A 24,046-nucleotide genomic window follows, 5' to 3' on the forward strand; every position below is an offset into this window, starting at 1 on the left:
ATCCTTTCGATGCCAATGTCTTCCCGGAGAGAGTGCGTTTGCGGGGTCAAGGGCGAACACACAGGTTCGCCCCTACATCCCGGTGAATTTAGCGGGGCGTTTCTCGAGGAAGGCCTGCATCCCTTCCTTCTGGTCGGCTGTGGCGAAGCAGATCCCGAACAGGTCGGCCTCGTACTGGTTGGCCTTGTCCTGATCCATATCGAGGCCGTTGTTGATCGCCTCCTTGCCCAGGCGTACCGCGTACTGGCCTTTGGATGCGATTTTGCGGGCCAGCTCGCGGGCGGTCTGCAGCAGATCGGCCAGGGGGGTGACCTTGTTGGCCAGGCCGATGCGGTAGGCCTCCTGGGCGTCGACCATGTCGCCGGTAAAGATCAGCTCCTTGGCCCGCCCCTTGCCGATCAGGCGGGGCAGGCGCTGGGTACCGCCGAAGCCGGGGATGACCCCGAGGTTGACCTCCGGCTGCCCGAAGCGCGCGTTGTCGCTGGCGATGCGGATGTCGCAGGCCAGGGCCAGCTCGCACCCGCCGCCCAGCGCGAAGCCGTTGACCGCCGCGATGACGGGCTTCGGCAGCTTTTCGATGGTGGCCATCACCCGGTGACCGAGCTTGGCGAACCTGCGGCCATCGGCCGCGTCGAGGGGCTGCATGGCCGAGATGTCGGCCCCGGCGACAAAGGCCTTCTCCCCGGCGCCGGTGATGATCACGCAGGAGACGTCCCGGTTCTCACCCAGCCCGGCCACGGCGCATTCGAGCTCGAGGAGGGTCTCCTCGTTGAGGGCGTTGAGCGCCTTGGGGCGGTTGATGGTCAGCACCGCCACACCCTCGGCGATTTCGAGCAGCAGGTTCTTGAAATCCATGGGAAAGATCTCCTCTCAAAAAAGAAAAACCAGTTTCACGCGAAGCCGCGAAGATCGCGAAGAAAGGCAAGGCATAAAATCTTTCAGAGCCGTTGCCGTCCGGGAAAACCGCTAACTTTTCAAAGGTTTAACTTCGCGTCTTCGCGTGAGCAACCAGAAGTTCGGGGTCAGTGGTACTCGAAAAACCCCTTGCCGGTTTTCTTGCCGAGCCAACCGGCTTTGACCATCTTGCGCAGCAGCGGGCAGGGGCGATACTTGCTGTCGGAAAAGCCCTGGTAGAGCACTTCCATGATCGCCAGGCAGGTATCCAGCCCGATGAAATCCGCCAGGGTGAGGGGGCCCATGGGGTGGTTCATCCCCATGCGCATGACCTCGTCGATGGCCTTGGGGGTGGCCACGCCCTCGTAGACGCAGTAAATCGCTTCGTTGATCATCGGCATCAGCACGCGGTTGGAGATGAAACCGGGAAAGTCGTTGACCTCCACCGGGTGCTTGTCCATGCGCAGGGCCAGGTCGTGGACGGTTTTAAAGGTCTCGTCCGAGGTGGCGATGCCGCGGATGACCTCCACCAGCACCATGACCGGCACCGGGTTCATGAAATGCATGCCGATGACCTTCTCCGGCCGTTCGGTGGTCGCGGCGATTTCGGTGATCGGCAGCGACGAGGTGTTGCTGGCGAGAATCGCCGCTTTGGGGGCAATCTGGTCGAGGGATTTGAAGATCTTCTCCTTGACCGACATGTTTTCGGTGACCGCTTCGATGACGAAATCCACCTCGGCGGCATCCTCCAGGGAAATCGAGGGGGTGATGCGCCCGAGAATGCGGTCTTTTTCCTCGCCGCTGAGCTTGCCCTTGGCGATGTTGCGCTCGAGCAGCTTGGTCATGAAGGTCAGGCCGCGGTCGACATACTCCTGCTTAAGGTCGTTGAGCACCACCTGGAGGCCGGCCTGGGCCGCCACCTGGGCGATTCCGCCGCCCATCTGCCCGGCACCGACCACCATGATCCTGTTGATTTGCATCGGGGAAACCTCCTCTTTTCAAAACATGCACAAACCTCTAAAAAGCAACCTGACCACGGATAGGGTCGGATAAAATCTGATAAATCAAAGGCAACGGCTTTCTTGAGGACCTCACCGCTTGGGTATTTTGAACTGGGCTTTAAATGTCCTTAAAAATCAGATTCGATCAGATTTTATCCGTGGCTAATTCCCGTTTTTAAGTAGGGGCGATCCTCGTGATCGCCCAAAATCCTGGCAGACACACAGGTCTGCACCTACCTCAGGCGCGCAAGGTGCTGGCTTTTTCCGCCAGCGCCGGCGCGAACTGCTTGACGTCGGCCACCACCAGCACGTCGGCCACCTCGCCGATGGGCGCCTCCTTGTCGGTGTTGACCGCGAGGATGAAGTCGGATTTCTTCATCCCTGCCAGGTGCTGGATCGCCCCGGATATGCCGCAGGCCACGTACAGCCTGGGCGCCACCGTCTGCCCCGTGGTGCCGACCTGGCGGCTGTGATCGACCCACTCGGCGTCCACCACCGGGCGGCTGGCGCCCAGCTCGCCCCCCAGCGCCTTGGCCAGTGCGGCGATCATCTCCACGTTCTCCTTCTTGCCGATGCCGCGCCCGGCGCTGACGATGATCTCGGCCCGACTCAGGTCGACGGCGGCTTTTTGCGCGGCTTCGTAGCCGACGAACTCCAGGCCGCCGACCGCGGCCTGGATGCTGAGCGGTTTGACCTGCGGGGTGCCGGCGGGCTCGCCGGGCAGGCTGAAGGCTCCGGCCTGCAGGGTGACCACGGCGCGTGCGGTGGCGGGCTTCAGGGTGCGGCGCAGCTTGGCGTTGCAGGCCGGAGCCAGGAAGGCGCCCTCGGCGTAGCCGAGCACCTCGGAAATTTGCGCGCACTTCAGCGCCAGGGCCAGCCGCGGGGCAAGGTCCCAGCCGTAGGAGGAGTGGGCGAGCACGATCAGCTCGGGCTGCTCCTGCTCGATGACCTGCAGCAGCAGCTGCTTGTGCAGCGCCGGGTTGAATTCGCCCGCGGCCTTGGCGTCGGCCAGGTAGAGCGGCCCGTCGAATTGGGGCAGGGCCGCCTCGCTGCCGACCAGGAACATCGCGGCCTGGGCGCCGATCTTCTGGGCAAAGGCCAGCAGCTCGTAGGTCGAGCCGAGCAGCTTGCCGTCGCGGTATTCGCCAACCAGTAGAGCTTTCATGGGAAACCTCCTTTAAAGTACCGTGAGGCGTAAGGGGTGAGGCGTGAGGGGAAGAGGCTTCAAGGCATTTACTCCTCACTCCTTACTCCTCACTTAAAAACCGTCGTCTTCTCTTTCAAAATTCCGATCACCTGCTCGACCAGGGAGCCGACTTCGCCTTCGAGGACCAGGCCGGCGCCTTTTTTCTCGGGGTAGGCGGCTTTTTCGACCTGGATCAGGGCATCGGCGCCGGGCAGGCTGGCGGCCTCGACGGTCAACAGCTCCTTCTTCTTGGCCTTCATGATATTGGGCAGGGTGGGGTAGCGCGGCACGTTGAGGCCGAGCTGACAGGTGAACAGGGCCGGCGTCTTGACTTTCACCACCGCCTTGATGCCCCCCTCGAGTTCGCGCTTGGCGGTGATGGTGCCCCCCTCAAAGGCGAAGTCGACGATGGTGCTGGCCGAAGGGATGCCGAGCAGCTCGGCCAGCAGCACCCCGACCTGGGCGCTGCCGCGGTCCTGGGACTGCATGCCGGTGAAGATGACGTCATACCCCTGGTCCTTGGCGTAGCCGGCCAGCAGCGAAGCGACCTGCAGGGGGTCGCGCCGCCAGCTCTCGTCGTCCTTGATCTGCACCCCGCGGTCGCAGCCCATGGCCAGGGCCTTCTTGATCGGTTCGCGCACCCGGTCGGGGCCGAGGCTGAGCACGGTCAGCTCGGCATCGCCCACCTGCTCCTTGAGCTTGACCGCCTGCTCGACAGCGTACTCGTCGTACTCGTTCATGCGCCAGGCCAGGTCCGACTCGTCGTACCAGAGCCCCTCGGCGTTGACCTTGAAGCGTGATTCCATGTCGGGAACCTGCTTGATGCAGACCAGGATTTTCATGGTTGACCTCCGATTGAATTTAATGCGGTAGGGGCAGGCCTGCGTGCCTGCCCTGGGCGGCCACACAGGGCCGCCCCTACGTCAGCGAAAGCCGTTCCACCAAAAGCTCCGCCAGATCCTTCGGCGCCAGTGTGCCTTCGAGTTCGGCCCCCTTGACGCCGTCCTCGAACATGGTCAGGCAGAAGGGGCAGTTGGAGACCAGCAGCGGGGCGCCGGTTCCCGCGGCCATTTTGGCGCGGGTTTCGCTGATGCGGGTGCCGATCTTCTCTTCGGCGATGATGCGTCCCCCGCCGGCGCCGCAGCAGAAGCTCTCCAGGCCGCTTCTCTCCATCTCGGTGATGGTTCCCCCAGCGGCCTTCAAGAGGGCGCGCGGCTCTTCGAAGATGTCCATGTAGCGGCCGATATAGCAGCTGTCATGGTAGGTGGCGGTGAAGGCTTCGGGGCGGATTTTGAATTTTCCCTCCTGCAGCAAGCGGTGCAGAAAGGTGGTGTAGTGCTCGACGGGCACCTCGAAACCCAGATCCCGATAGTCGCGCCCCAGGGTGTTGAAGCAGTGGGGGCAGGTGGCGACCACTTGCTTGACGCCGTAGCCCTTGATCAGCTCGATGTTCTCGGCGGCCAGGGTCTGGTAGAGATATTCGTTGCCGAGCTTGCGTACCGGCTCGCCGCAGCATTTTTCCTCTTTGCCGAGAATGCCGACCTTGAGGCCCGCGGCCTGGCAGAGTTGGACGAAGGCCTTGGCGACCTTGATGTTGCGCTTGTCGAAGCTGGCGTAGCAGCCGACGAAATAAAGGATGTCCACCTCGGGGTCTTCCGCGAGGGTTTTCACCCCCAGATCCGCGGCCCAATCGCCGCGCCCGGCAAACGCCATTCCCAAGGGGTTGCCGTTGACCTCGGTCTGGTCGACGGCGGTGGCCACCTCCTCGCCGGGGAATTCGCCCTCCATCAGCACCAGGTGCCGACGCATGTCGAGTATCTTGTTGACGTGCTCGATGGTGGCGGGGCAGGTCTGCTGGCAGGCGTAGCAGGTGGTGCAGGCCCACAGGACATCTTTGCTGACCGTGTCTATCAGTCCCGCCCCAGGGGGTTCGAAGGCCAGCTGCTGCATCTGGTTGATCACCTTCATCGGCGAAAGCGGTTTTTCGGTGGCCCAGGCCGGGCAGCGATCCTGGCAGCGCTTGCAGAAGGTGCAGGCGTCGGCGTCGAGCAGGTCTTTCCAGGCGAACCGCTTCAGTTCGCCTGTGCCGAAACTCTCGGCCTGCTCGTCCTCCAGGTCGAGGGTGGCGATGGTCCCTTTCGGGCGCCGCTCGGCGAAGAGGTAGTTGGCGCTGGTGGTCAGCAGGTGGCGGAAACGGGTGAAGGGGATGGCGACGATGAAGCCGCAGGTCAGCAGCAGGTGCAGCCACCATGTCCCCTGGTGGAGGGTGCGCAGGTCCGCCTCGCTCATCCCGGAAAGGGTTTTCGCCACCACCAGGCCGACCGGCGACCAGGCGGCCAGCCGGGGGTTGATTCCCACCTCGGTCACCGCCATGCGCGCCCCTTCAATGACAAAGCCGGTGACCAGGATGGCCAGCAGCAACCCAAGCATCAGCGCGTTGTCCCAGACGTTGGGCAGACCTTCGGGACGCTTCAGGTAGCGGCGCACCGCCAGCCCGCCCAGCATCAGGATGGCAGCCAGTCCGGCCAGGTCGAGAACCAGGGAGAACAGCAGGTAGAAGCCGCCGCTGAGAAACTTCCAGTCGAACAGGGGGTCGGTAAGGTCCGCCTGGATAAAGACCAGGGTGGTGCCGATGAACAGCAGGAAGAAGCCGAAGAAGAAGATGCCGTGGAAAGTGCCGGGGCCCTTGACCCGCATGACCAGTGACTGGCCGAACACCCGGCGCAAGGCTGCGAGGATCCGCTCCTGGAGGTTGTCGGTGCGCTCCAGAGGCAGCCCCTGGCGGTAGACCTTGATCCTTTGCCAAACACCCCAGGCCATTACGCCGATGGCGGCAAAGGCCAGCAGGTACATGGGCAGCAACACCCCACGACCGACGTTCCAGTAGATTTCGCGGGTCAGTTCCATTCCTATCTCCGTTGGCAGGTTACGGAAACGCGCAGTTGGGATTTCAATGGCTTGTAAAGTTCAGGAGCAAAGAGGATACCAAACGACGTTTTATTGTAATCACATCTTTGAAATAACAATTAACAACATGATATTACAATAAAAATGTGGAATATCCAGGATTTTTGCCGGACCGTGCCTCCGGCGCCCGGATGTTGCGTCCTGTTAACAGGATTTCACCAGGTGACGGAGGGGTAATACGCTGAATTTGTGATGCCGCCAGAGCCTGTCCGGTTTTGCTCCATTGGTGACAGGTTATCGTATTGTTTTCATGCCGTTTCCGCCGGGCAGATGGGTTGACTGGAAAAGGAGGGCCGAAATTTGGCTGTGCCACCACTCAAGGGCCGTTGCAACGGAAACTTCGACCAGTGGGGACCGTCCCCGGGGAGAACGGAAATCCGTGGCGGGCCGATCCGGGTGGTTACAACCAGCGTTTACGGCGCTTGTACGACTTGATGTTCTTGAAGGATTTGCGCTCCTTGTCGCCTCCGGCCAGGTAGAATTCCTTCATGTCCTCGTTGCTGAGCAGTTCTTCGCGGTTGCCGTCGAGGACGATCTTCCCCGATTCCATGACATAGCCGTAGGAGCAGGCGTGCAGGGCCATGTTGGCGTTCTGCTCAACCAGCAGCATGGTGATTCCCTGCTCCCGGTTGATGCTGCGGATGATGTTGAAGACCTCCTTGACCAGCAGCGGCGACAGGCCCATGGAGGGTTCGTCGAGCAGGATCATCTTGGGGCGGGCCATCATGGCCCGGCCGATGGCCAGCATCTGCTGCTCGCCCCCCGAAAGGTAGCCGGCCATGCCGGTGCGCTCCTTGAGGCGGGGGAAATAGTCGAAGACCATGTCGATATCCTTGCGGATTCCCCTGTCCCGGCGGGTGTAGGCGCCGAGGCGCAGGTTCTCCACGACCGTCATGTCCTCGATGATGCGGCGCCCCTCCATGACCTGAAAAATCCCCTTGCGGACGATCTCCTCCGGGGGGCGGTTGGTGATGTTTTCGCCCATGAAGGTGACGTTGCCGCGGGTCACCTTGCCGTCCTCGGTCTTGAGCAGTCCCGAAATGGCCTTGAGGGTGGTCGATTTGCCGGCGCCGTTGGGCCCGAGCAGCGTGACGATTTCGCCCTGCGGGACTTCGAGGCTGATGCCGCGCAGCACGAGGATGACCTCGTCGTAGACCACCTCGATGTTGTTGACCGTCAGGACGGCTTCCTTGGCCGCGCTCTGCGGAACAGCTTCTCCCATGATCGAAAGACCTCCCGGGTTAGCATAGTTTCGAGTCGGGTGGCGGCCCTCAGTGGCCGCCACCCAATCACGAGTTACAAGTCACGAATCACGAATCACAAGTCACGGTCTTTCCCCCTACCACCCCAGCCACTCGGCGCGCCGTGGCACGTCCTCGGTAGCCATTTTGGTCATGGTGAATTTGCCGTCCTTATAATCGCTGGTGTACACTGACACCTCGGTGGTGCCGCGATGGTCCTCGGCGGTCCAGGTCGAGGGCGTGCAGACCCCCTCGAGGCCGGCGGGGACGTGGTCCTTCATCTGGTCCATGGCCTTCTTGATGTTGGGGCCGGTGATGCCGCCGGCCTTGTCGGCCATCTCCATGGCGTCTTTCATGAAGAAGGTCGCGCAGACGCCGCGGATGTAGTGCAGGGGGCGCTCGCTTTTGCCGCTCGAGTCGGACATCCTGGAGATTGCAGCCAGGGTCTTCATGCCCGGGACCGCGGACCCCCAGGGGGGCGCGCCCACCACCCAGGCCACGCCGTTGCCGGCTTCCTTGGCGGCGTTGATGGAGTTTTCGTCCCAGCCCCAGATGTTGGAGAGGTACTGGGTCTGCACCCCGACGGTGGTGCAGGAGTTGAGCAGCGAGATGTTGGAGCCCGAGGTGTTGCCCAGGTAGGCGTAGTTGGCGCCCGACTCCTTGAGCGAGAGACACTGGGCCTTGGCGTCGGCCGGTTTGAGCGAATAGACGATGGGGTTGAGCACCTCGAAGCCGAGTTCCTCGGCGTAGGCCGCGCAGGCCTCTTTCGGAGCGTTGGGGTAGGGGTGATTGTCGCCCATGTGGACGAACTTGGGTTTGCCTTCCTTGCCCTTGGCTTTCCAGTCTTCCATGGCCCACTGCACCAGGCCGCGGCAGGCGTCGGAATAGGAGGGGCCATAGAAATAGTTGTAGGGGGCCGGCGCCTTGGTCTTGGGCGATTTTCCGGTTGGGTCGGTCAGATGTCCCGAGTAGGAGGCGGAGATATAGGGGACCTGGTCCTGGGCGATGAACTGGACCAGGGCTTCGGTGTCGGCAGTGCCCCACCCCTGGATGGCCACCGGCTTCATGGAGGCCATCCATTTCTTGTAAGTCGCCACCGCGCGGGGGGCGTTGTAGGCGTAGTCGACGGTTTCGAATTCGATCTGCTTGCCGTTGACGCCGCCGTTCTTGTTGATGTAGTTCAGCGCGTCGGCGATCCCCTGCCCGTAGGGGACGCCGACGTCGGAGGTGGGCCCGGTCAGTGCGGCCAGGTGGCCGACCGGAATCTTGTCGGCTGCCGCGGCCAGCCCCGCCGTTCCCAGAAACGCCAATGCCACTGCAGCGCCCAATAGTCTTTTTCGCATCTTTCTTCCTCCTCTTGCTGAAGGGTTGTTACCCGGGTCGAACGGGAGCGCCTCTCCCGTCCAGGTTGAGTTGATGCACTATTCTCCTCCCCCTTCAAGGGGGAGGTCGGGAGGGGGATGGGGTACCGAGGTCGAGGGTCAAGCCCATCCCCACCCTGACCCTCCCCTTGAAGGGGAGGGAACCATTTTAGAAACGCGTCAGTACGAAAACGGGTACAGCTTCCAGTACGCCTTGATCATCTTCCAGCGATGGGCCAGGCCGTCGGGTTCGAAGATCAGGAACAGGATGATCGACAGGCCGATGGCCATCTCCTTGACGTAGGCCAGGGCCTGGGTCATGTCCGGCGAGGTGGCGCCGACCAGGTTGACCACCCCCTCCATGACTTCGGGCAGCAGCACCATGAAGGCCGTGCCGAGCAGCGATCCCATCACCGAACCGAGTCCGCCGATGATGATCATCCCTAGAAACTGGATCGACAGCAGGATGGTGAAACCCTCTGCCGAGACATAACCGAGGTAGTGGCCGAACAGGGCGCCGCCGATGCCGGCGTAGAGCGACGAGATGCCGAAGGAGAGGATGCGGTACTTGTTGAGGTTGATGCCCATGATCTCCGCCGACAGGTAATGGTCGCGCACGGCGACGAAGGCGCGGCCGTCGCGCGTGCGCAGCAGATTGCTGCCGAGCAGGAAGAAGACCACCACGTAGAACAGCACCACGTAGAAGTAGCGCTGGTCCGTGTTCATGGTGTAGCCGAAGACCGTGAAGGGCGCGGCCATGGCGCCGTAGGAACCGCCGGTGAACCAGTCGGCGCGGGCGAAGAAGTCTTCGAGGATGAACTGGGAGGCCAGGGTGGCGATGGCCAGGTAGAGCCCCTTGATGCGCCCCGCGGGGATGCCGACGACCAACCCCACCAGCAGGGTCATGACCCCGGCCAGGGGGATGGAGAAGAACACCGGGATATGCAGGGAGCTGTTGAGCCAGGCCGAGGCGAAGGCGCCGAAGCCGAAAAAGGCGGCGTGGCCCAGGGAGATCTGGCCGGTAAAGCCGACCACGATGTTCAGGCCCAGCGCGGCGATGCCGTAGTAGCCGATCTGGATCAGCAGGTTGAGGTAATAGGCGTTGAGCAGCGCCGGGGCGCCCAGCAACAGGATGACCGAGCCGACGGCGAAGTAGCGGGACATGGGGGTGGGGAAGATGGTGGTGTCCGCCTGGTAGGTGGTGCGGTATTCACCGCAGCGCATCATGGTGTGTCCTGAGGCCATGGCTCAAATCCTCTCGATGTCCTTGGTGCCGAAGAAACCGTAGGGTTTGATCATCAGGATGATGACCAGGGCGTAGAAGGGGGCGATGGTGTACATGTTGCCGATGTGCAGCCACTGGGCGTCGAAGAATTCCGCCAGGTTCTCGAGGATGCCGATGGTCAGGCCGCCGACGATGGAGCCGATGATCGAGTCGAGCCCGCCGAGGATGACCGCCGGGAACACCTTGATGCCGAAAAAGGAGAGGGCCGAGGAGACCCCGTTGACCATGCCGACCACCACCCCGGCCAGGGCGGAGACCATGGCGGAGATGGCCCAGGCGGCGGCGAACACGTGTCTGACGGGAATCCCCAGGCTCTGGGCGACCTGCTGGTTGAAGGCGGTGGCGCGCATGGCCAACCCGGTGCGCGAGTGCTTGAAGAAGTAGTAGAAGCCGATCATGATCACCACGGAGATGACCAGGCTCATGATGTAAGCGGTCTGGATCTGCAGCCCGAGGACGTTGACGCTGGCGGTTTCGAACACCGTGGGGAAGGGGCGGGCGAAGCCGCCGAACAGCATCCCCATCAGCGACTGAAAGAACATGGAGAGGCCGATGGTGACCATGATCACCGAGATGATCGGCTCGCCGATCAGCGGCCGCAGCACCACCACCTGCAGCAGGATGCCGAACACCAGCATGAAGGCCAGGGTCAGCGGAAAGCCGATGTAGAAGGGGAGCTCGAACTTGACCAGCAGGGCCCAGCAGGTCCAGGCGCCGATGAGCAGGAACTCCCCCTGGGCGAAGTTGACCACGCGGGTCGACTTGTAGATGAGCACGAAGCACATGGCCACCACTCCGTAGAGGGTGCCGATGATGATGCCGTTGATCAAAAGCTGAATGAGCAGGTTCCAGTTCATGAGTTGGCCTCCTTGTGCTCAGATTTCCAGGCGGGCGGTGCGCAGCGCCTTGCCGCGGGCTTCGATCTCTCCGTCGGCGACGGGCAGATCGACCACCCGCAGCTCGGTCTGGATCCGCGATTTGCTGCCGTCCTGGAAGGTGATCACCGTGTCGACCTGGACCTTCTCCTTGCCCGAATACATGGCACCGATGATCTCGGCGTACTTCTCCTTGATCACCCCGCGGCGCACCTTGCGGGTGCGGGTCAGTTCGCCGTCGTCGGCGTCGAGCTGCTTGTAGAGCAGCAGGAACTTGCGGATGCGGTGGGCTTCGGGGAGGGTCGCGTTGACGATCTCGATCTCCCGCTGCACCAGGTCGTAGACCTTGCGCTGGGCCGAGAGGTTTGTGTAGTTGGTGAAAGCGACGTCGCGCTGTTCGGCCCACTTGGCGACGATGTCGAAGCGGATGCAGACGATGGCCGCCAGGTAGGGTCGGGCGTCGCCCTGGACCACCGCCTCGGCGACGAAGGGGGAGAACTTGAGCTTGTTCTCGATAAACTGTGGGGAGAAGCGCGCCCCCGTCGAGGTGGTGGCGATGTCGCTGATGCGGTCGATGACCACCAGGTGGCCGTTCTCCTGCTTGAGGTAGCCGGCGTCGCCGGTCTTCATCCAGCCCTCCAGGACGCTCTCGGCGGTGGCCTGGTCATTCTTGTAGTAGCCGAGGAACATCCCCGGGGTGCGCGCCTCGATCTCGCCGACGCCGTTTTCGTCGGGGTTGGCGATGCGGATCTCGCTGGTGCTGAAGGGGACCCCGACGCTGTCGAAATCGACGTCGTCGGCCTTGTGGATGGTGTAGGCCCCGCCCAGCTCGGTCTGGCCGTAGAGCTGGCGCAGCGGGACGCCCATGGCGAGGAAGAATTTGAAAGTATCGGGCCCCAACGCCGCGCCGCCGGTGGCCGCCGAGCGCAGGTAGCTGAAGCCGAGCCGGTCCTTCAGCGCGCGGAACAGCAGCCAGTAGGCGAGCCTGGAGTGGCCCCCCTTTCTTTTGATCGAGGCCCGCCAGGCCAGCTTCATGCCGACCTGATACATCTTCTGCTTGAACAGGGTGGCGTCCATCATGCGCGACTTGACGTCGGCGGCCACCGATTCCCAGACCCTGGGGGCGAGCAGCACGAAGTTGGGCCCGATCTCCCGCAGGTCGTTCATCATGGTTTCGGGCTCCTCGACGAAGTTCACCGTCACCCGGGTGATAAGCGCCTGGGCCACCGCGTAGACCTGTTCCATGATCCAGGGCAGCGGCAGCACCGAAACGTAATTGTCCCCCGGGCATTTGGGGTCTTCTTCAAGGTAGGCCATGCAGTGGCGCAGCATGGGGCCGCCCTGCAGCATGGCCAGCTTGGGGTTGGAGGTGGTCCCCGAGGTCGGGCAGAGAATCGCCACGTCCTCCCCGCTCCCCCCGTTGACCAGTTCCATGTAGAGCTCGGGGTGTTCCTCGTCCCGCTGTTGGCCCCGCAACAGCAGTTCCTCCAGGTTCATCAGCCGCGGGTCGTCGTACTTGCGCATGCCCCGGGGATCGCAGTAGACGATGTGCTTGACGCAGGGGCACTGTTCGGTGATCTCCAGGACCTTGTCGACCTGCTCCTCGTCCTCGGCGATGATGATCTTCGCCCCGGCGTAATTGATGAGATAGGCGACCTCCTCGTTGAGCGAGTCCTGGTAGATGCCGAAGATCATCGCCCCCAGGGCGTGGGAGGCGACCTCCCCCTGCACCCATTCGGGACGGTTGTCGCCGATGATCCCCACCGAGTCGCCGCGGTCGATCCCCAGCTCGTGCATCCCCAGGGCGAAGCACTTGACCGTGCGGTGATAGTCGGCCCAGGTGATCTCGTTCCAGATGCCGAACTCCTTCTCCCGCAGGGCGACCTGGTCCGGGGATCTTTCGGCGTTGTAGGCGAGCAGTTTGGCAAAGGTGTCGTAGCGGCTCACATCGGCGTAGTCGGGCTGCTTCGCTGGCATCAGGCCACCTCTTCCTCGGCGGGTTGGCTGGTCTCCGGTTCCTCGGTGTCCTCGCCCAGGTAGGCCTTCTTGACGTGATCGTTATCCATGATCTGGTCGGGCAGGCCTTCGGCGATCTTCTTGCCGAAATCGAGCACCATGACCCGGTGAGAGATGTCCATGACCACGCCCATGTCGTGCTCGATCATCACCACGGTCATGCCCCACTCCTCGTTGAGGTCGATGATGTAGCGGGCCATGTCCTCCTTTTCCTCCAGATTCATCCCCGCCATCGGCTCGTCGAGCAGAATCAGCTCCGGGCGCAGGGCCACCGCCCGGGCCAGCTCGACCCGCTTGCGCAGGCCGTAGGAGAGGGTGCCGGCCACGGACTTGCGGATGTGGGCGATCTCCAGAAAATCGATGATGTCCTCCACGTCGCGGCGGTGCCTGAGTTCCTCCTTCTGCGCCCTGGAGAGCCAGTAGAGGGGGCCGTTGAGGAAATTGTTCTTCAGCAGGTGATGGCGGCCGACCATAATGTTGTCGAGCACCGTCATGTGGGCGAACAGGGCCAGGTTCTGGAAGGTCCGGCCGATCCCCAGGGTGCAGCGGTCGTTGGGGCGCATCCCGGTGATCTCCTGACCCTTGAACAGGATGCTGCCTTTCTGCGGCTGGTAGCGGCCGGAGACGCAGTTGAGCATCGAAGTCTTGCCGGCTCCGTTGGGGCCGATAATGGAAAAGACCTCACCCTTGCGGACCTCGAAGGTTACATCGGTCAGGGCGTGGACGCCGCCGAAGGAGAGGGAGACTCCGGAGACTTGCAGAAGGGAGGTGGGGTCGCTCATGATTCGGCTCCTATGAAATTCGGACCGGTCGTGGGGCGGCTTGGTGCAACAGTGTTCCCTATGGCAAGCCTGAATGCAAAGCAGATACCAAACATTGTTTTAAAGACAAATTCAGGCTTTCTGTATGTTAAACACATTGAAAAAATTATAGAAAATGCCTATGCGTGGAGATGGGCAGCTATCTGCCTGGGCGAAGTTTCAGGTATGAAGTGTTTCGAGTAGTTAACAGTGTTTTTGCCTCATTTAAAAAGTGTAGACATTGCGGAAAAGGAAGTGGGCAAGTAGCAGGGGGAGGGTTGGCGCAGGGTTTGGGCAGTGCCGCGAAGGGGGGGCGGCACTGCCCAAACCGGTTATTGGATATTGAATTTCTGCAGTTTCTTGTAGAGCCCGGGCCGGGAAATACCCAGCAGGTTTGCGGCGTTGAGCTTGTTGCCGTCCACCTGCTCCAGGGCCTGTTCGATGATCCGCTTTTCCAACTCCTCCATGATTTCCTGGAGCGGTTTCAGGCCGATGGGTGCCTCGGTCTCCGGCCGACAGGTGTTGCCCTGGACGGCCCCCAGGGGCTGAAACAGATGCATCGGCAGATCCCCGCCCTGGATGATGTTGCCGGAAACCAGGTTGAAGGCACTTTCCATGATGTTGCGCAGTTCGCGGATATTGCCGGGGAAATCGTAGCTGCGCAACACGTCCCAGGCTCCGGGCGAGAGACCCTTGACCTGCATCCCGAATTGGTGATTGAAGACATCAAGGTAATGGCGGCACAGCTGATACAGGTCGTCGGCCCGTTCGCGCAGCGGCGGTATGGCCAGACCGACGATGTTGAGGCGGTAATAGAGGTCGCTGCGGAAGCGCCCCTCCTGCACCAGCTTCTGCAGGTTGACGTTGGTGGCGGCGATGACCCGCATGTCCACCTGCCTGGTGTTGTTGCAGCCGAGGGGCGTGACCTCCTTCTCCTGTAGGGTGCGCAGCAGCTTGGCCTGCATGGCCAGGGACATATCGCTGATTTCATCCAGAAAAATGGTGCCGCCGTCGGCCTGTTCGAACTTGCCGACCTGGCCGCCCTTGCGCGCGTCGGTAAAGGCCCCTTCGACATATCCGAAAAGCTCGGACTCGAGCAGGTGTTCGGGGATCGCCGCGCAGTTGACCCGGACAAAGGGGCCGTAACGCCTTGTACTGTGGGCATGCAGGGCGTGAGCGAACAGTTCCTTGCCCGTGCCGGTCTCGCCAACCAGCAGTACATTGGAGCCGCGCTCGGCGATGCGCAAAAGCTTGTTTTTCAAATCGCGGATGACCGGGCTGTTGCCGAGGATGCTGCTGCAGTCGTAGCGAAATTCCCGCTTGGCTGCCCTGGTGAGGGGCTGCGCCCGGGTTCTGCTGGAAATGCTGCGCAATTTGTCGGCCAGCAGCGAGACCTCCCGGGAATCTTTGAACAGGATCTTGCCGAAGGCCCCGATGACCCTGCCGTCGCGAAACAGCGGATAGCGACTGACCACCGCCTCCCGGCCGTTGAGCAGGTGGGGCTCGCCGATCTCCGCCTTGCCGGTCTCCATAACCACGGGGAGGCGCGAAAGGGATGAGTTAGGGTAGGACTTCAAGATGTGGCGGCCGATCATGTCATGGGCTCGGATTCCCAGAACATCGGCGAAGGCCTGGTTGACCAGGGTGACCATCCCCTCGCGGTTGACCATGATGATACCGTCGGAGGCGATGTCCGCCGCCGGGTCGATGGAATGGACCACGTCCTGAAGTCGCGGTTGTTCGCTCTGGTTCTCACCGGCCGGGTGCATCGAAAAGACGCCGCCGGCCTCCTGGCCCGGGTCGTCATGGGGGAGGTAGTCGCAGAGAAAGCTGCGGCCTTCGCGAGTGATGGGCTGGGAGCGGAAACAGACACCTTTACTCAACATCGGGCCGAGGTGGGCAAGTTTCAAAACCTGCCCGAGTTCCTTGCCCAACAACTCCTCGGGGCCTTTGTCGAGCAGGACCCTGCACGCTGCGTTGGTGGCGATGATCTGCTGTTCATGGTCGAGTTCGACTTGCCAGGGAGGCTGCCCGCCCCCCAGAGGTGCCGGTTCGCTTTCCAGGTGTGCTTCGCTCCTCGCCGGTTCCATTCCCGCACGTCCTTTCCCATGGGTTCGCTTGTCCTGATAGGCCGGAAGGCCTGCAGATGCCGGCGCCCACCGTACCCTTGTCTCATTCTGAACAGGTTCACATGTTGCAATAATACAATGTTTTACATTTTGCGCAAAACAAATGTTTGTCCCCGTCAAACGGCCGTGGTCGGATTTCTGCAAATGAATAATTTCGGCGAATCCAGGCACCTCAGTCCTTTGCCGAAGGTTATCCGCGACCCTGGTCACCGCCTGCGGAAATCGGAAATCTTTTGGTGACAGCAACAGATAGTCGGCAACCGGATGCATTGTTTACCTTCGGACCTTTTCGGCATTTCCGTGTAAACACTGGTTGACAGGTTCCAATCATCGACTTGGCGTCCGGATGGCATCCGGGAGAAAAAATTTCCAGGGGAATCGGTGATTTGTCGAGGTTTCGCCGGAAGGTGTGGTGGGAAACCGCCGGGTGGCACGGGCGTTGCTAAAACAGTGTTATTGAAAGCGCGTATCTGCCTTCTGCCGTGACCCGTGCGTAAAAGGAGAGATGACGACCATGGAAACCACCCCTTACCAGGCTCGGAATTCCATCCGATTCGTAACCGCCACCAGCCTCTATGACGGGCACGACGTATCGATCAATATCATGCGGCGCCTGCTGCAGGCCTCGGGTACCGAGGTCGTCCACCTTGGTCACAACCGCTCGGCCGAGGAGATCGTTACCGCGGCCATCCAGGAGGACGTCCAGGGGATCGCGGTCAGTTCCTACCAGGGTGGGCACATGGAATTTTTCACCTACATCCAGGATCTGCTCAGGGAGCGGGGCGGGGGGCACATCAAGGTTTTCGGCGGCGGCGGCGGAGTAATCCTCCCCCACGAGATCGAACAGCTGCACCAGTACGGCATCTGCCGGATCTTTTCCCCGGAAGACGGGCGCAAATTGGGCCTCCAGGGGATGGTCAACACCAAGCTGCGCGAATGCGACTTTGCCACCCCCTGCGAGTTGGAGCGGGAGCTGGAGAGGCTGCAGGAAAAGAAACATCAGGCCGCGGCCCGGCTGATCACCCTGGCCGAGCTGGGCATCGGCGGGGAGGGCCCCTGGAACAGGGAAATCCGGAACCGGCTAGCGGCCATGGCCCTCCCCGCACCGGTGGTGGGGATCACCGGCACCGGCGGTGCCGGCAAGAGCTCGCTGACCGATGAGCTGGTGCGGCGCTTTCTGCGGGATTTTCCCGAGAAGCAGGTGGCCATCCTTTCCGTCGACCCGACCCGCAAACGGACCGGCGGAGCCCTGCTCGGGGACCGCATCCGCATGAACGCCATCGATTCGCCACGGGTATTCATGCGCTCGCTGGCAACCCGCGAGTCGCGCAGCGAACTCTCCGCCGCCATTCGCGAGGCCCTCGAGGTGCTGAGGGCAGCCCGCTTCGACCTGGTCATCGTCGAAACCAGCGGTATCGGTCAGGGTGATGCCGCCATCGTCGACGTCTGCGACGTGTCGCTGTATGTCATGACCTCCGAGTTCGGCGCCCCGACCCAGTTGGAGAAGATCGACATGCTCGACTTCGCCGACCTGGTCTCCTTGAACAAGATGGAGAAAAATGGCGCCGAGGATGCGCTGCTGAACGTGCGCAAGCAGGTGCGGCGCAACCGCAATTTGTTCGACGCCCCGGACAGCGCGATCCCGGTCTTCGGTACCATCGCCAGCCAGTTCAACGATCCCGGCACCAATGTGCTGTACGGTGCGCTGATCGCGACCATCAACCGGAAAACCGGCGCCGACTGGCAGTCCTCCCTAAAAGTTCGCGAAACCGAGAGCCGCCGCAGCCATATCATTCCGCCGGGGAGAGTCGGCTACCTGGCGGAAATTACCCGCACGGTAAGGAGCTACCGCGACCTGGTCGAGCAGCAGGCGACCCTTGCCCGCGAGCTGTTTATGTTGCAGGGAGCGCGGCAGATCCTGGCCGGGCGGGGGGCGGCGGCAGAGGAGTGGGATCAAGCCGTCGCCGAGCGCGAAGCCGCCCTCGAGGCCGAGACCCGGGGCATCATCGCCGAGTGGCCCGAACTCAAGGCGGCCTATCGACAACCGCAGATGGTGACCAGGATCCGCGACAAGGAACTGCGCACCGAACTGTACACCACCACCCTCTCCGGCAGCCGCATCCCGAGGGTCAGCCTTCCCGATTTCGTCGACTGGGGCGAGATCGTCAAGTGGTCGCTGAAAGAGAACGTGCCGGGGCGTTTTCCTTTCACCGCGGGGCTGTTTCCCTTCCGCCGCACCAGCGAGGACCCGAAGCGCCAGTTCGCCGGCGAGGGAACCCCGGAGCGCACCAATCGCCGCTTCCACTACCTGACCAGGCACGACCCGGCCAAGCGCCTCTCCACCGCCTTCGACAGCGTGACCCTCTATGGCGAGGATCCCGACCATCGCCCCGACATCTACGGCAAGGTCGGCGAAAGCGGCGTCTCGATCTGCACCCAGGTCGACATGAACAAGCTGTTCGCCGGCTTCGACCTCTGCGACCCGATGACCAGCGTCTCGATGACCGTCAACGGCCCGGCGCCGATCCTGCTCGCCATGTTCTTCAACACCGCCGTCGAGCAGCAGCTCGAGCGCTTCCGCCTTGACAAGGGGCGCGATCCTGGGCAAGACGAATTCGCCGAGCTGCGCGCCTGCACCCTGCAGACCGTGCGCGGCACGGTCCAGGCCGACATCCTCAAGGAGGACCAGGGGCAGAACACCTGCATCTTCTCCACCGAGTTCGCGCTGAAGATGATGGGCGACATCCAGCAGTATTTCATCGAAAACGGCATCCGCAACTATTACTCGGTCTCGATCAGCGGCTACCACATCGCCGAGGCCGGCGCCAACCCCATCTCGCAGCTGGCCTTCACCCTGGCCAACGGCTTCACCTACGTGGAGTATTACCTCTCGCGGGGGATGCACATCGACGATTTCGCCCCCAATCTCTCCTTCTTTTTCAGCAACGGGCTCGACGCCGAGTACACCGTGCTCGGTAGGGTGGCGCGGCGCATCTGGTCGGTGGTGCTGCGCAACAAATACGGGGCCAACGCTCGCAGCCAGATGCTCAAGTACCACATCCAGACCTCGGGGCGTTCGCTGCACGCCCAGGAGATGGATTTCAACGACATCCGCACCACCCTGCAGGCGCTCATGGCCGTCTACGACAACTGCAACTCGCTGCATACCAACGCCTATGACGAGGCGGTAACCACCCCCACCGAGGAGTCGGTGCGCCGCGCCATGGCCATCCAGTTGATCATCAACCGCGAGTTGGGGCTGAACAAGAACGAGAACCCGCTGCAGGGGAGCTTCATCATCGAGGAGCTCACCGACCTGGTGGAGGAGGCGGTGCTCGCCGAGTTCGACCGGATCAACGAGCGCGGCGGGGTGCTCGGCGCCATGGAGACCATGTACCAGCGCAGCAGGATCCAGGAAGAGTCGATGCTCTACGAGCACAAGAAGCATTCGGGCGAGCTGCCGATCACTGGCGTCAACTGCTTTCTCAACCCGAAAGTGGAGGAGGAGGGGTACAGGATCCCCGAGCAGCTGGCCCGCTCCACCCGTGAGGAGAAGGAGCAGCAGATCGCCAACCTGCACGCCTTCCAGGAGGCCCATCGCGAGAAGGCGGACCAGGGGCTGCGGCGCCTGCAGGAGGTCGCCGAGAGCGGCGGCAACATCTTTGCCGAGCTGATGGAGACCGTCAAGGTCGCCTCGTTGGGCCAGATCAGCCGCGCGCTGTACCAGGTCGGCGGGCAGTACCGGCGCAATATGTGAATTGAACCAGGAGACGGTAGCGGGAATCTTCAGTCCAGCGGAGGCGTCAAATGGAAAAGGGCGGGTGGTGGCTGTTCGAGGAAACACAGATAAACGGGATGGAACTGAAAAACAGGTTGATCCGCTCCGCGACCTGGGAGGGAATGGCCGACTCCGACGGTTGCCCCACACCCGGGCTGATAGAGCTGTACCGGGACTTGGCCGCAGGCGGAGTCGGCCTGATCGTCAGCGGCTTCGCCTATGTTTGTACGGAAGGGAAGCCGCTTCCCGGCGCCATGGGTGCGCATCGCGACGACTTCGCAACCGCCCACCGCAACCTTGTGCAGGCGGTTCATGCAAAGGGGGGCAAGGTTTGCCTGCAACTGGGGCACGCCGGCGGTCAGACCCGCAGCAAGCTGCTGGGCGGGATGCCCCTGGCGCCTTCTGCAATAAAAGCCGCCCAATACGGAGACGAACCACCTCGGGAACTGACCTTGGGGGAAATCGCCAAGATCGTCGACGCATTCGCCGCCTCCGCCAGGCGTGCCCGCCGCTGGGGGTACGATGCGGTGCAGATCCACGCCGCGCACGGCTACCTGGTCAATCAGTTCCTGTCGCCCCTGACCAACCGTCGCCGGGACGGGTACGGCGGCAGCATGACCAGGCGTTTCCGGTTTTTGCTGGACATCTATGATGCGATCCGTGGCGAAGTTGGTCCCGATTACCCCGTTACCCTGAAGCTGAACGCCAGTGACAACCTCGAGGGAGGATTCGCCCTGGAGGAGGCGTTGATCCTGGCCAAGGAGCTCAGCGCCAAGGGGCTCGATCTCATCGAGGTGAGCGCCGGGACTCGGGCCTCGGGGGCAGACGGGCCGGTGCGCATGGGGATTAATCACCCCAACAAGGAGGCCTATAACCTGGTCCTGGCCAGGGCCGTGAAAAAGGCGGTCGCCTGTCCCGTGGCCCTGGTCGGCGGGATTCGCAGCCTCTGGACGGCTCGCACCCTGCTGCGGCGCGACCACATCGATTTTGTTTCCCTGGCGCGCCCTCTGGTGTGCGAGCCCAACCTGCCGGAGCGCTGGCGGCTTCCCGGGGAGCACTCCCTGTCGCGCTGCGTATCCTGCAACGGGTGCTTTAAAGCCGCTCTGCAAGGAAAACTAAGATGCGTGGCGGCCAGGGCAGTTTGAGAAGGCCGATAAAAAACGAATCTTTCAACATGAAAAATTTTATGGATAGATTCGATTCCTGGCGGTGGTGATCGTCGTGCTCTCAGGGCACCAGATCGCCGCCAATCAACGCGAGCGACTTTTTCACCTCGAAATAGACAATGAACTTCCGCCCCTTGGCCAGGTCCTCCGCGTCTGTCAGCCATGCCCGGGTCATCTGCTGGATCAGTTGAGGATCCTGGTCCTCGCGGATCTTTCTCAAAAACAGCCGAATCCCCTGGTAACCAGGCGCATTCTCCAGAAACAGATAAACGGCATGGGGGTTTTCCTGAAGGTTCTTGTGAGTCAGGCGTTCCCGCATGATCAGGGCGACAGAGCCGTCTTCCATGACCTGGGGGCGGTTATAAATGGCAGCATCCACGATCCCCCGACTGTCGGCTGTGGCGAGAACACCCGTTCCGGGATGGGTTTCGAAATAGTTCTTCAGATCCATAAGGTTTCCTTGCTGAATTCACTTGTTTTGGATGAATCCGGGGAAACATTGTCGGCAAATATCCGGGATTTTCTTCAGGTCGTTGCAGATCCACAGGTTTTGCATCCGGACACCCCGGTGCACCGCTTGTCCCCCCGCAATCAGTTTGATGTTCCGATCCAGGGTGTTTCTCAGGGTTGCCAGGTCCTGCTTGGCCTGGCGGGATGGATAATGGACGCTGAAAGAGACCGCAACGGCATCCACTTGCAGATCAGCCGCCAGGAGGGACACTTCGGACAGGGGCAACTCCTCGTTCAACCATATGCATCTGATTCCCAGGGAGTGAAAGATCGCCGCAGCCATCAGAAGGCCAAGTTTATGCCTTTCACCAGAAAGGGTCAGAAAAAGTACTTTTTCGCAGCAACGGCCGTCCAAATCCTCGTCTAATTTTTTTTTCAGCAGTTTGTCCAGGCAATCCGAAATGAAATGCTCCCTGGCGATATTGATGCGCCCCTCGGACCAACAGCGATCGAGGATTCGGATAGCGGGAACTCCCACGGTTTCAATAAACCTCAGAACCCCTAAACGCCGTAAATTCTCTCGAAGCTCTCCCTCTACCCTGTCCCGATCTCCCATCTCCAGCAACGGCTTCAAAGCCATATCGGCTATTGGTGCTTCGTCCAATAGTTGCTCCAGCAACTGGATTCTTTCTCCCGGGTTCAACGAAAAAATTTTTCCAGGCCTTTGACCAAGGTCCTGGAGTTTTTTCACCAGACGGAGCTCCTCTACCTGTTTGAGGGAATAACACCGGTGACCACGCCGGTCTCGACCGGGCCTGGGGAAGCCGTAGCGCCTCTCCCAAATACGCAGAGTATCGATGCCGATGCTGACCTCTTTGCTCAGTTGAAGAATATTCATTCCCTGTCCTAGACAAAAACAGATTTGTTTGAATAATATATAAAAAAGATAAATTTTCAAGGGTCTTCTCCCCACCGGCGCAACGGAAGGTGCATCGATACCAGGTAACAGGCGGCAATCGGCCCCGAGAGGGAGGTGGCTCAGGATTTCCAGCTGTCAGGAATATTGTGCCCATGGGAAAACATCGACGAAGGGTTATCCCTGCGGCTCGGCCGATACTTAATTTTGCTCTGGTTGCGGAAAGTAAATACTTGGAGAAACACCATGGGGATTTACTATTTGAAGTTGTACCTGATGACCATTCCGCTGTTTTTTGCCATAGACCTGTTCTGGCTTGGCGTTGTGGCCAGAAGTTTCTACCAGGAAAAGCTCGCCCACCTGCTCAGCCCGACGGTCCATTGGCCTGCGGCTATGGTTTTTTACCTCATCTACATTGCCGGAATCATCCTCTTTGCCGTCAAGCCGGCGATCGAAAGCGGATCTTTGGGCCGTGCCGCCATTTGGGGAGGGTTGTTTGGATTTTTTACTTACGCTACCTACGACCTGACCAACCTGGCGACCCTGAAGGACTGGCCCATCCAGGTCGTGGTGGTCGATATCGCCTGGGGAACGGTTCTGTGTACCCTTGTCGCGGTGGGCAGTTATCTGATCGGGCGCTGGCTCGCCTAGGGCGGCGCGCAGGAGACCACCCTGGAACAGGTCCTTGAGGACAACGGTCAGGCCCGGGTCGTTTTTTTCGGGGCGCTGCACAACCAGGCGGATCATCATCAGGGCCCCCTGCACTAAAAAGGGGCCGAACGGGGTGCGAAAGTCAATGCACGGGCCTACTGGGTCGTGTGTCGAAACGGGGAGATAGTGATGCAAAAAATCGTGGTTGTTGGCGGTGGCTATGCCGGGATGGCCTGCCTGATCGAACTGGCCAAAAAAGGCCGAAGGCATGAACTGCACCTGGTGGATGCCGAGCCGGGGCACTGCAAAGTCACCCATCTGCACAAGACCTTCACCACCCCGGTGGAAGGGTACACCGTTCCCTTTGCCCAACTGGCCGAGAAATTTGGTTTCCGTTTCCATCATCAGCGGGTCTCTTTTGCCGCAGATGAACTGCCACGCCTGGAAAATGCCAGGGCCCTTCCTCTGCCTCAGGGTACCTTGGATTTTGACCAGCTGGTAATCAGTACCGGCGCCTCGGCTATCCCCCTCCGCAACGGGGAAAAGCAAGGTTTCGGCCTTGGGGACCTGAGGCGGGGCAGGGGAGTCGAGGTTTTCAACCGGCTGCTGGAACGCTCCGAAGAAGAACCGGCCCAAATCACCCTGGTGGGTGGCGGTGCGACCGGGATCCAGATACTTTTCGAATTGAAAGAGCAACTGAGAAGAAAACGAATCCCTCATAACCTCAGGCTGGTCGATCTTAACGAGCGTCTGGTGCCCGATCAGCCCGAAGGCTTTCATCGTTACATCGGTAAAAAATTGCAGCGGGAGGAGATTGAATACTACCCGGAGACCCGCTATCTCGATCACGCTGAGCAAGCGATCCGGGTCGAGGACCTACGGGCCGGCAGGATCTTGTCGATGAATTCTCACCTGACCCTGCTCTTCCCAGGGGTGACCCCTTCACCCTTTGCCCTGGAGAGCAACGCCTACGGGCAGGTCTTGTCGGGCCAGACGGTTCTTCCGTCGATTTTTTCGGCCGGGGACTGTGCGTATTTCCATTCCAGGGGATTGAATTTACTCACTGCCCAGGCGGCGGTGCGCAAGGGACGGCTGGTCGCTCGCAACATCCTCAACCTTGCGGAAGGGAAAAATCCTTATAAATATCGTTACCAGGAAAAAGGGTATCTGATCAGCCTGGGCTCCGTCGATGCCATCGGCTGGCTGGGGTTGCGCTGCAATCTGGTCAAGGGGTTTGCGGCCAGTTTCATCAAGGATGCCATGGAAACCCAATACGACCTGTTTCTCGATGGGGTGGATACCTACCTGGGTTTCCCCTGATGGGGGCTCG

At 61.3% G+C, this 24,046-nt stretch carries 18 protein-coding genes; 4 read left to right on the top strand and 14 right to left on the bottom strand.

Features of this window, described 5'->3' with window-relative positions; all coding sequences use genetic code 11:
* Positions 1 to 72 precede the first annotated feature (72 nt).
* The 12 genes from DESUT3_RS10150 to DESUT3_RS10205 form a co-directional block, all read right to left on the bottom strand.
* A complete protein-coding gene (locus DESUT3_RS10150) occupies positions 73 to 855 on the bottom strand; it encodes an enoyl-CoA hydratase-related protein (protein WP_221252364.1) in 783 nt (260 codons plus the stop codon).
* 167 nt (positions 856 to 1,022) lie between these two features.
* The gene (locus tag DESUT3_RS10155; protein WP_221252365.1) at positions 1,023 to 1,874 is read right to left on the bottom strand and encodes a 3-hydroxybutyryl-CoA dehydrogenase; all 852 of its coding nucleotides are present in this window, start codon (positions 1,872 to 1,874) and stop codon (positions 1,023 to 1,025) included.
* 259 nt (positions 1,875 to 2,133) lie between these two features.
* Entirely contained in the window at positions 2,134 to 3,060 is a 927-nt protein-coding gene (locus tag DESUT3_RS10160; RefSeq protein ID WP_221252366.1) for an electron transfer flavoprotein subunit alpha/FixB family protein, read from the bottom strand.
* A gap of 89 nt (positions 3,061 to 3,149) precedes the next feature.
* Entirely contained in the window at positions 3,150 to 3,923 is a 774-nt protein-coding gene (locus tag DESUT3_RS10165; protein WP_221252367.1) for an electron transfer flavoprotein subunit beta/FixA family protein, read from the bottom strand.
* Positions 3,924 to 3,999: 76 nt separating this feature from the next.
* Complete coding sequence (locus DESUT3_RS10170; protein WP_221252368.1) at positions 4,000 to 5,988, bottom strand: (Fe-S)-binding protein; 1,989 nt, start codon at positions 5,986 to 5,988, stop codon at positions 4,000 to 4,002.
* Positions 5,989 to 6,448: 460 nt separating this feature from the next.
* Positions 6,449 to 7,270, bottom strand: a complete 822-nt coding sequence (locus DESUT3_RS10175) for an ABC transporter ATP-binding protein (protein WP_221252369.1) — start codon at positions 7,268 to 7,270, stop codon at positions 6,449 to 6,451.
* Between the two features lie 117 nt (positions 7,271 to 7,387).
* Positions 7,388 to 8,632 carry an ABC transporter substrate-binding protein gene (locus DESUT3_RS10180; protein ID WP_221252370.1) on the bottom strand — a complete coding sequence of 415 codons (1,245 nt, stop codon included), beginning with the start codon at positions 8,630 to 8,632 and terminating at the stop codon, positions 7,388 to 7,390.
* A 198-nt stretch (positions 8,633 to 8,830) separates the two neighbouring features.
* Positions 8,831 to 9,895 carry a branched-chain amino acid ABC transporter permease gene (locus DESUT3_RS10185; protein WP_221252371.1) on the bottom strand — a complete coding sequence of 355 codons (1,065 nt, stop codon included), beginning with the start codon at positions 9,893 to 9,895 and terminating at the stop codon, positions 8,831 to 8,833.
* A 3-nt stretch (positions 9,896 to 9,898) separates the two neighbouring features.
* Complete coding sequence (locus tag DESUT3_RS10190) at positions 9,899 to 10,792, bottom strand: branched-chain amino acid ABC transporter permease (protein ID WP_221252372.1); 894 nt, start codon at positions 10,790 to 10,792, stop codon at positions 9,899 to 9,901.
* Positions 10,793 to 10,810: 18 nt separating this feature from the next.
* A complete protein-coding gene (locus tag DESUT3_RS10195) occupies positions 10,811 to 12,787 on the bottom strand; it encodes a long-chain fatty acid--CoA ligase (RefSeq protein WP_221252373.1) in 1,977 nt (658 codons plus the stop codon).
* Positions 12,787 to 13,608 carry an ABC transporter ATP-binding protein gene (locus DESUT3_RS10200; protein ID WP_221252374.1) on the bottom strand — a complete coding sequence of 274 codons (822 nt, stop codon included), beginning with the start codon at positions 13,606 to 13,608 and terminating at the stop codon, positions 12,787 to 12,789. The genes DESUT3_RS10195 and DESUT3_RS10200 overlap by 1 nt, the downstream gene beginning before the upstream one ends.
* A 350-nt stretch (positions 13,609 to 13,958) precedes the next feature.
* Positions 13,959 to 15,716 (bottom strand): sigma-54 interaction domain-containing protein, encoded by a 1,758-nt coding sequence (locus DESUT3_RS10205; protein WP_221252375.1) that lies wholly within the window; start codon positions 15,714 to 15,716, stop codon positions 13,959 to 13,961.
* Positions 15,717 to 16,269: 553 nt separating this feature from the next.
* Between DESUT3_RS10205 and icmF the strand changes: the two genes are divergently transcribed.
* Both icmF and DESUT3_RS10215 read left to right on the top strand, forming a co-directional pair.
* Positions 16,270 to 19,512 (top strand): fused isobutyryl-CoA mutase/GTPase IcmF, encoded by a 3,243-nt coding sequence (icmF, locus tag DESUT3_RS10210; protein ID WP_221252519.1) that lies wholly within the window; start codon positions 16,270 to 16,272, stop codon positions 19,510 to 19,512.
* A gap of 50 nt (positions 19,513 to 19,562) precedes the next feature.
* Complete coding sequence (locus tag DESUT3_RS10215) at positions 19,563 to 20,678, top strand: NADH:flavin oxidoreductase (RefSeq protein WP_221252376.1); 1,116 nt, start codon at positions 19,563 to 19,565, stop codon at positions 20,676 to 20,678.
* Positions 20,679 to 20,760: 82 nt separating this feature from the next.
* Here the strand turns inward: DESUT3_RS10215 and DESUT3_RS10220 are convergent, their stop codons facing one another.
* Complete coding sequence (locus DESUT3_RS10220; RefSeq protein ID WP_221252377.1) at positions 20,761 to 21,150, bottom strand: pyridoxamine 5'-phosphate oxidase family protein; 390 nt, start codon at positions 21,148 to 21,150, stop codon at positions 20,761 to 20,763.
* A gap of 18 nt (positions 21,151 to 21,168) precedes the next feature.
* On the bottom strand, positions 21,169 to 22,107 hold the full coding sequence (locus DESUT3_RS10225) for a MerR family transcriptional regulator (RefSeq protein ID WP_221252378.1): 939 nt from the start codon (positions 22,105 to 22,107) through the stop codon (positions 21,169 to 21,171).
* A gap of 234 nt (positions 22,108 to 22,341) precedes the next feature.
* Here DESUT3_RS10225 and DESUT3_RS10230 point away from each other — a divergent pair, with 234 nt between their 5' ends.
* Positions 22,342 to 22,716 carry a DUF2177 family protein gene (locus DESUT3_RS10230; protein WP_264082203.1) on the top strand — a complete coding sequence of 125 codons (375 nt, stop codon included), beginning with the start codon at positions 22,342 to 22,344 and terminating at the stop codon, positions 22,714 to 22,716.
* A 228-nt stretch (positions 22,717 to 22,944) separates the two neighbouring features.
* A complete protein-coding gene (locus DESUT3_RS10235) occupies positions 22,945 to 24,036 on the top strand; it encodes an NAD(P)/FAD-dependent oxidoreductase (RefSeq protein ID WP_264082204.1) in 1,092 nt (363 codons plus the stop codon).
* Positions 24,037 to 24,046: the final 10 nt, after the last annotated feature.

It is taken from the genome of Desulfuromonas versatilis (assembly GCF_019704135.1).
Taxonomy (GTDB): domain Bacteria; phylum Desulfobacterota; class Desulfuromonadia; order Desulfuromonadales; family NIT-T3; genus Desulfuromonas_A; species Desulfuromonas_A versatilis.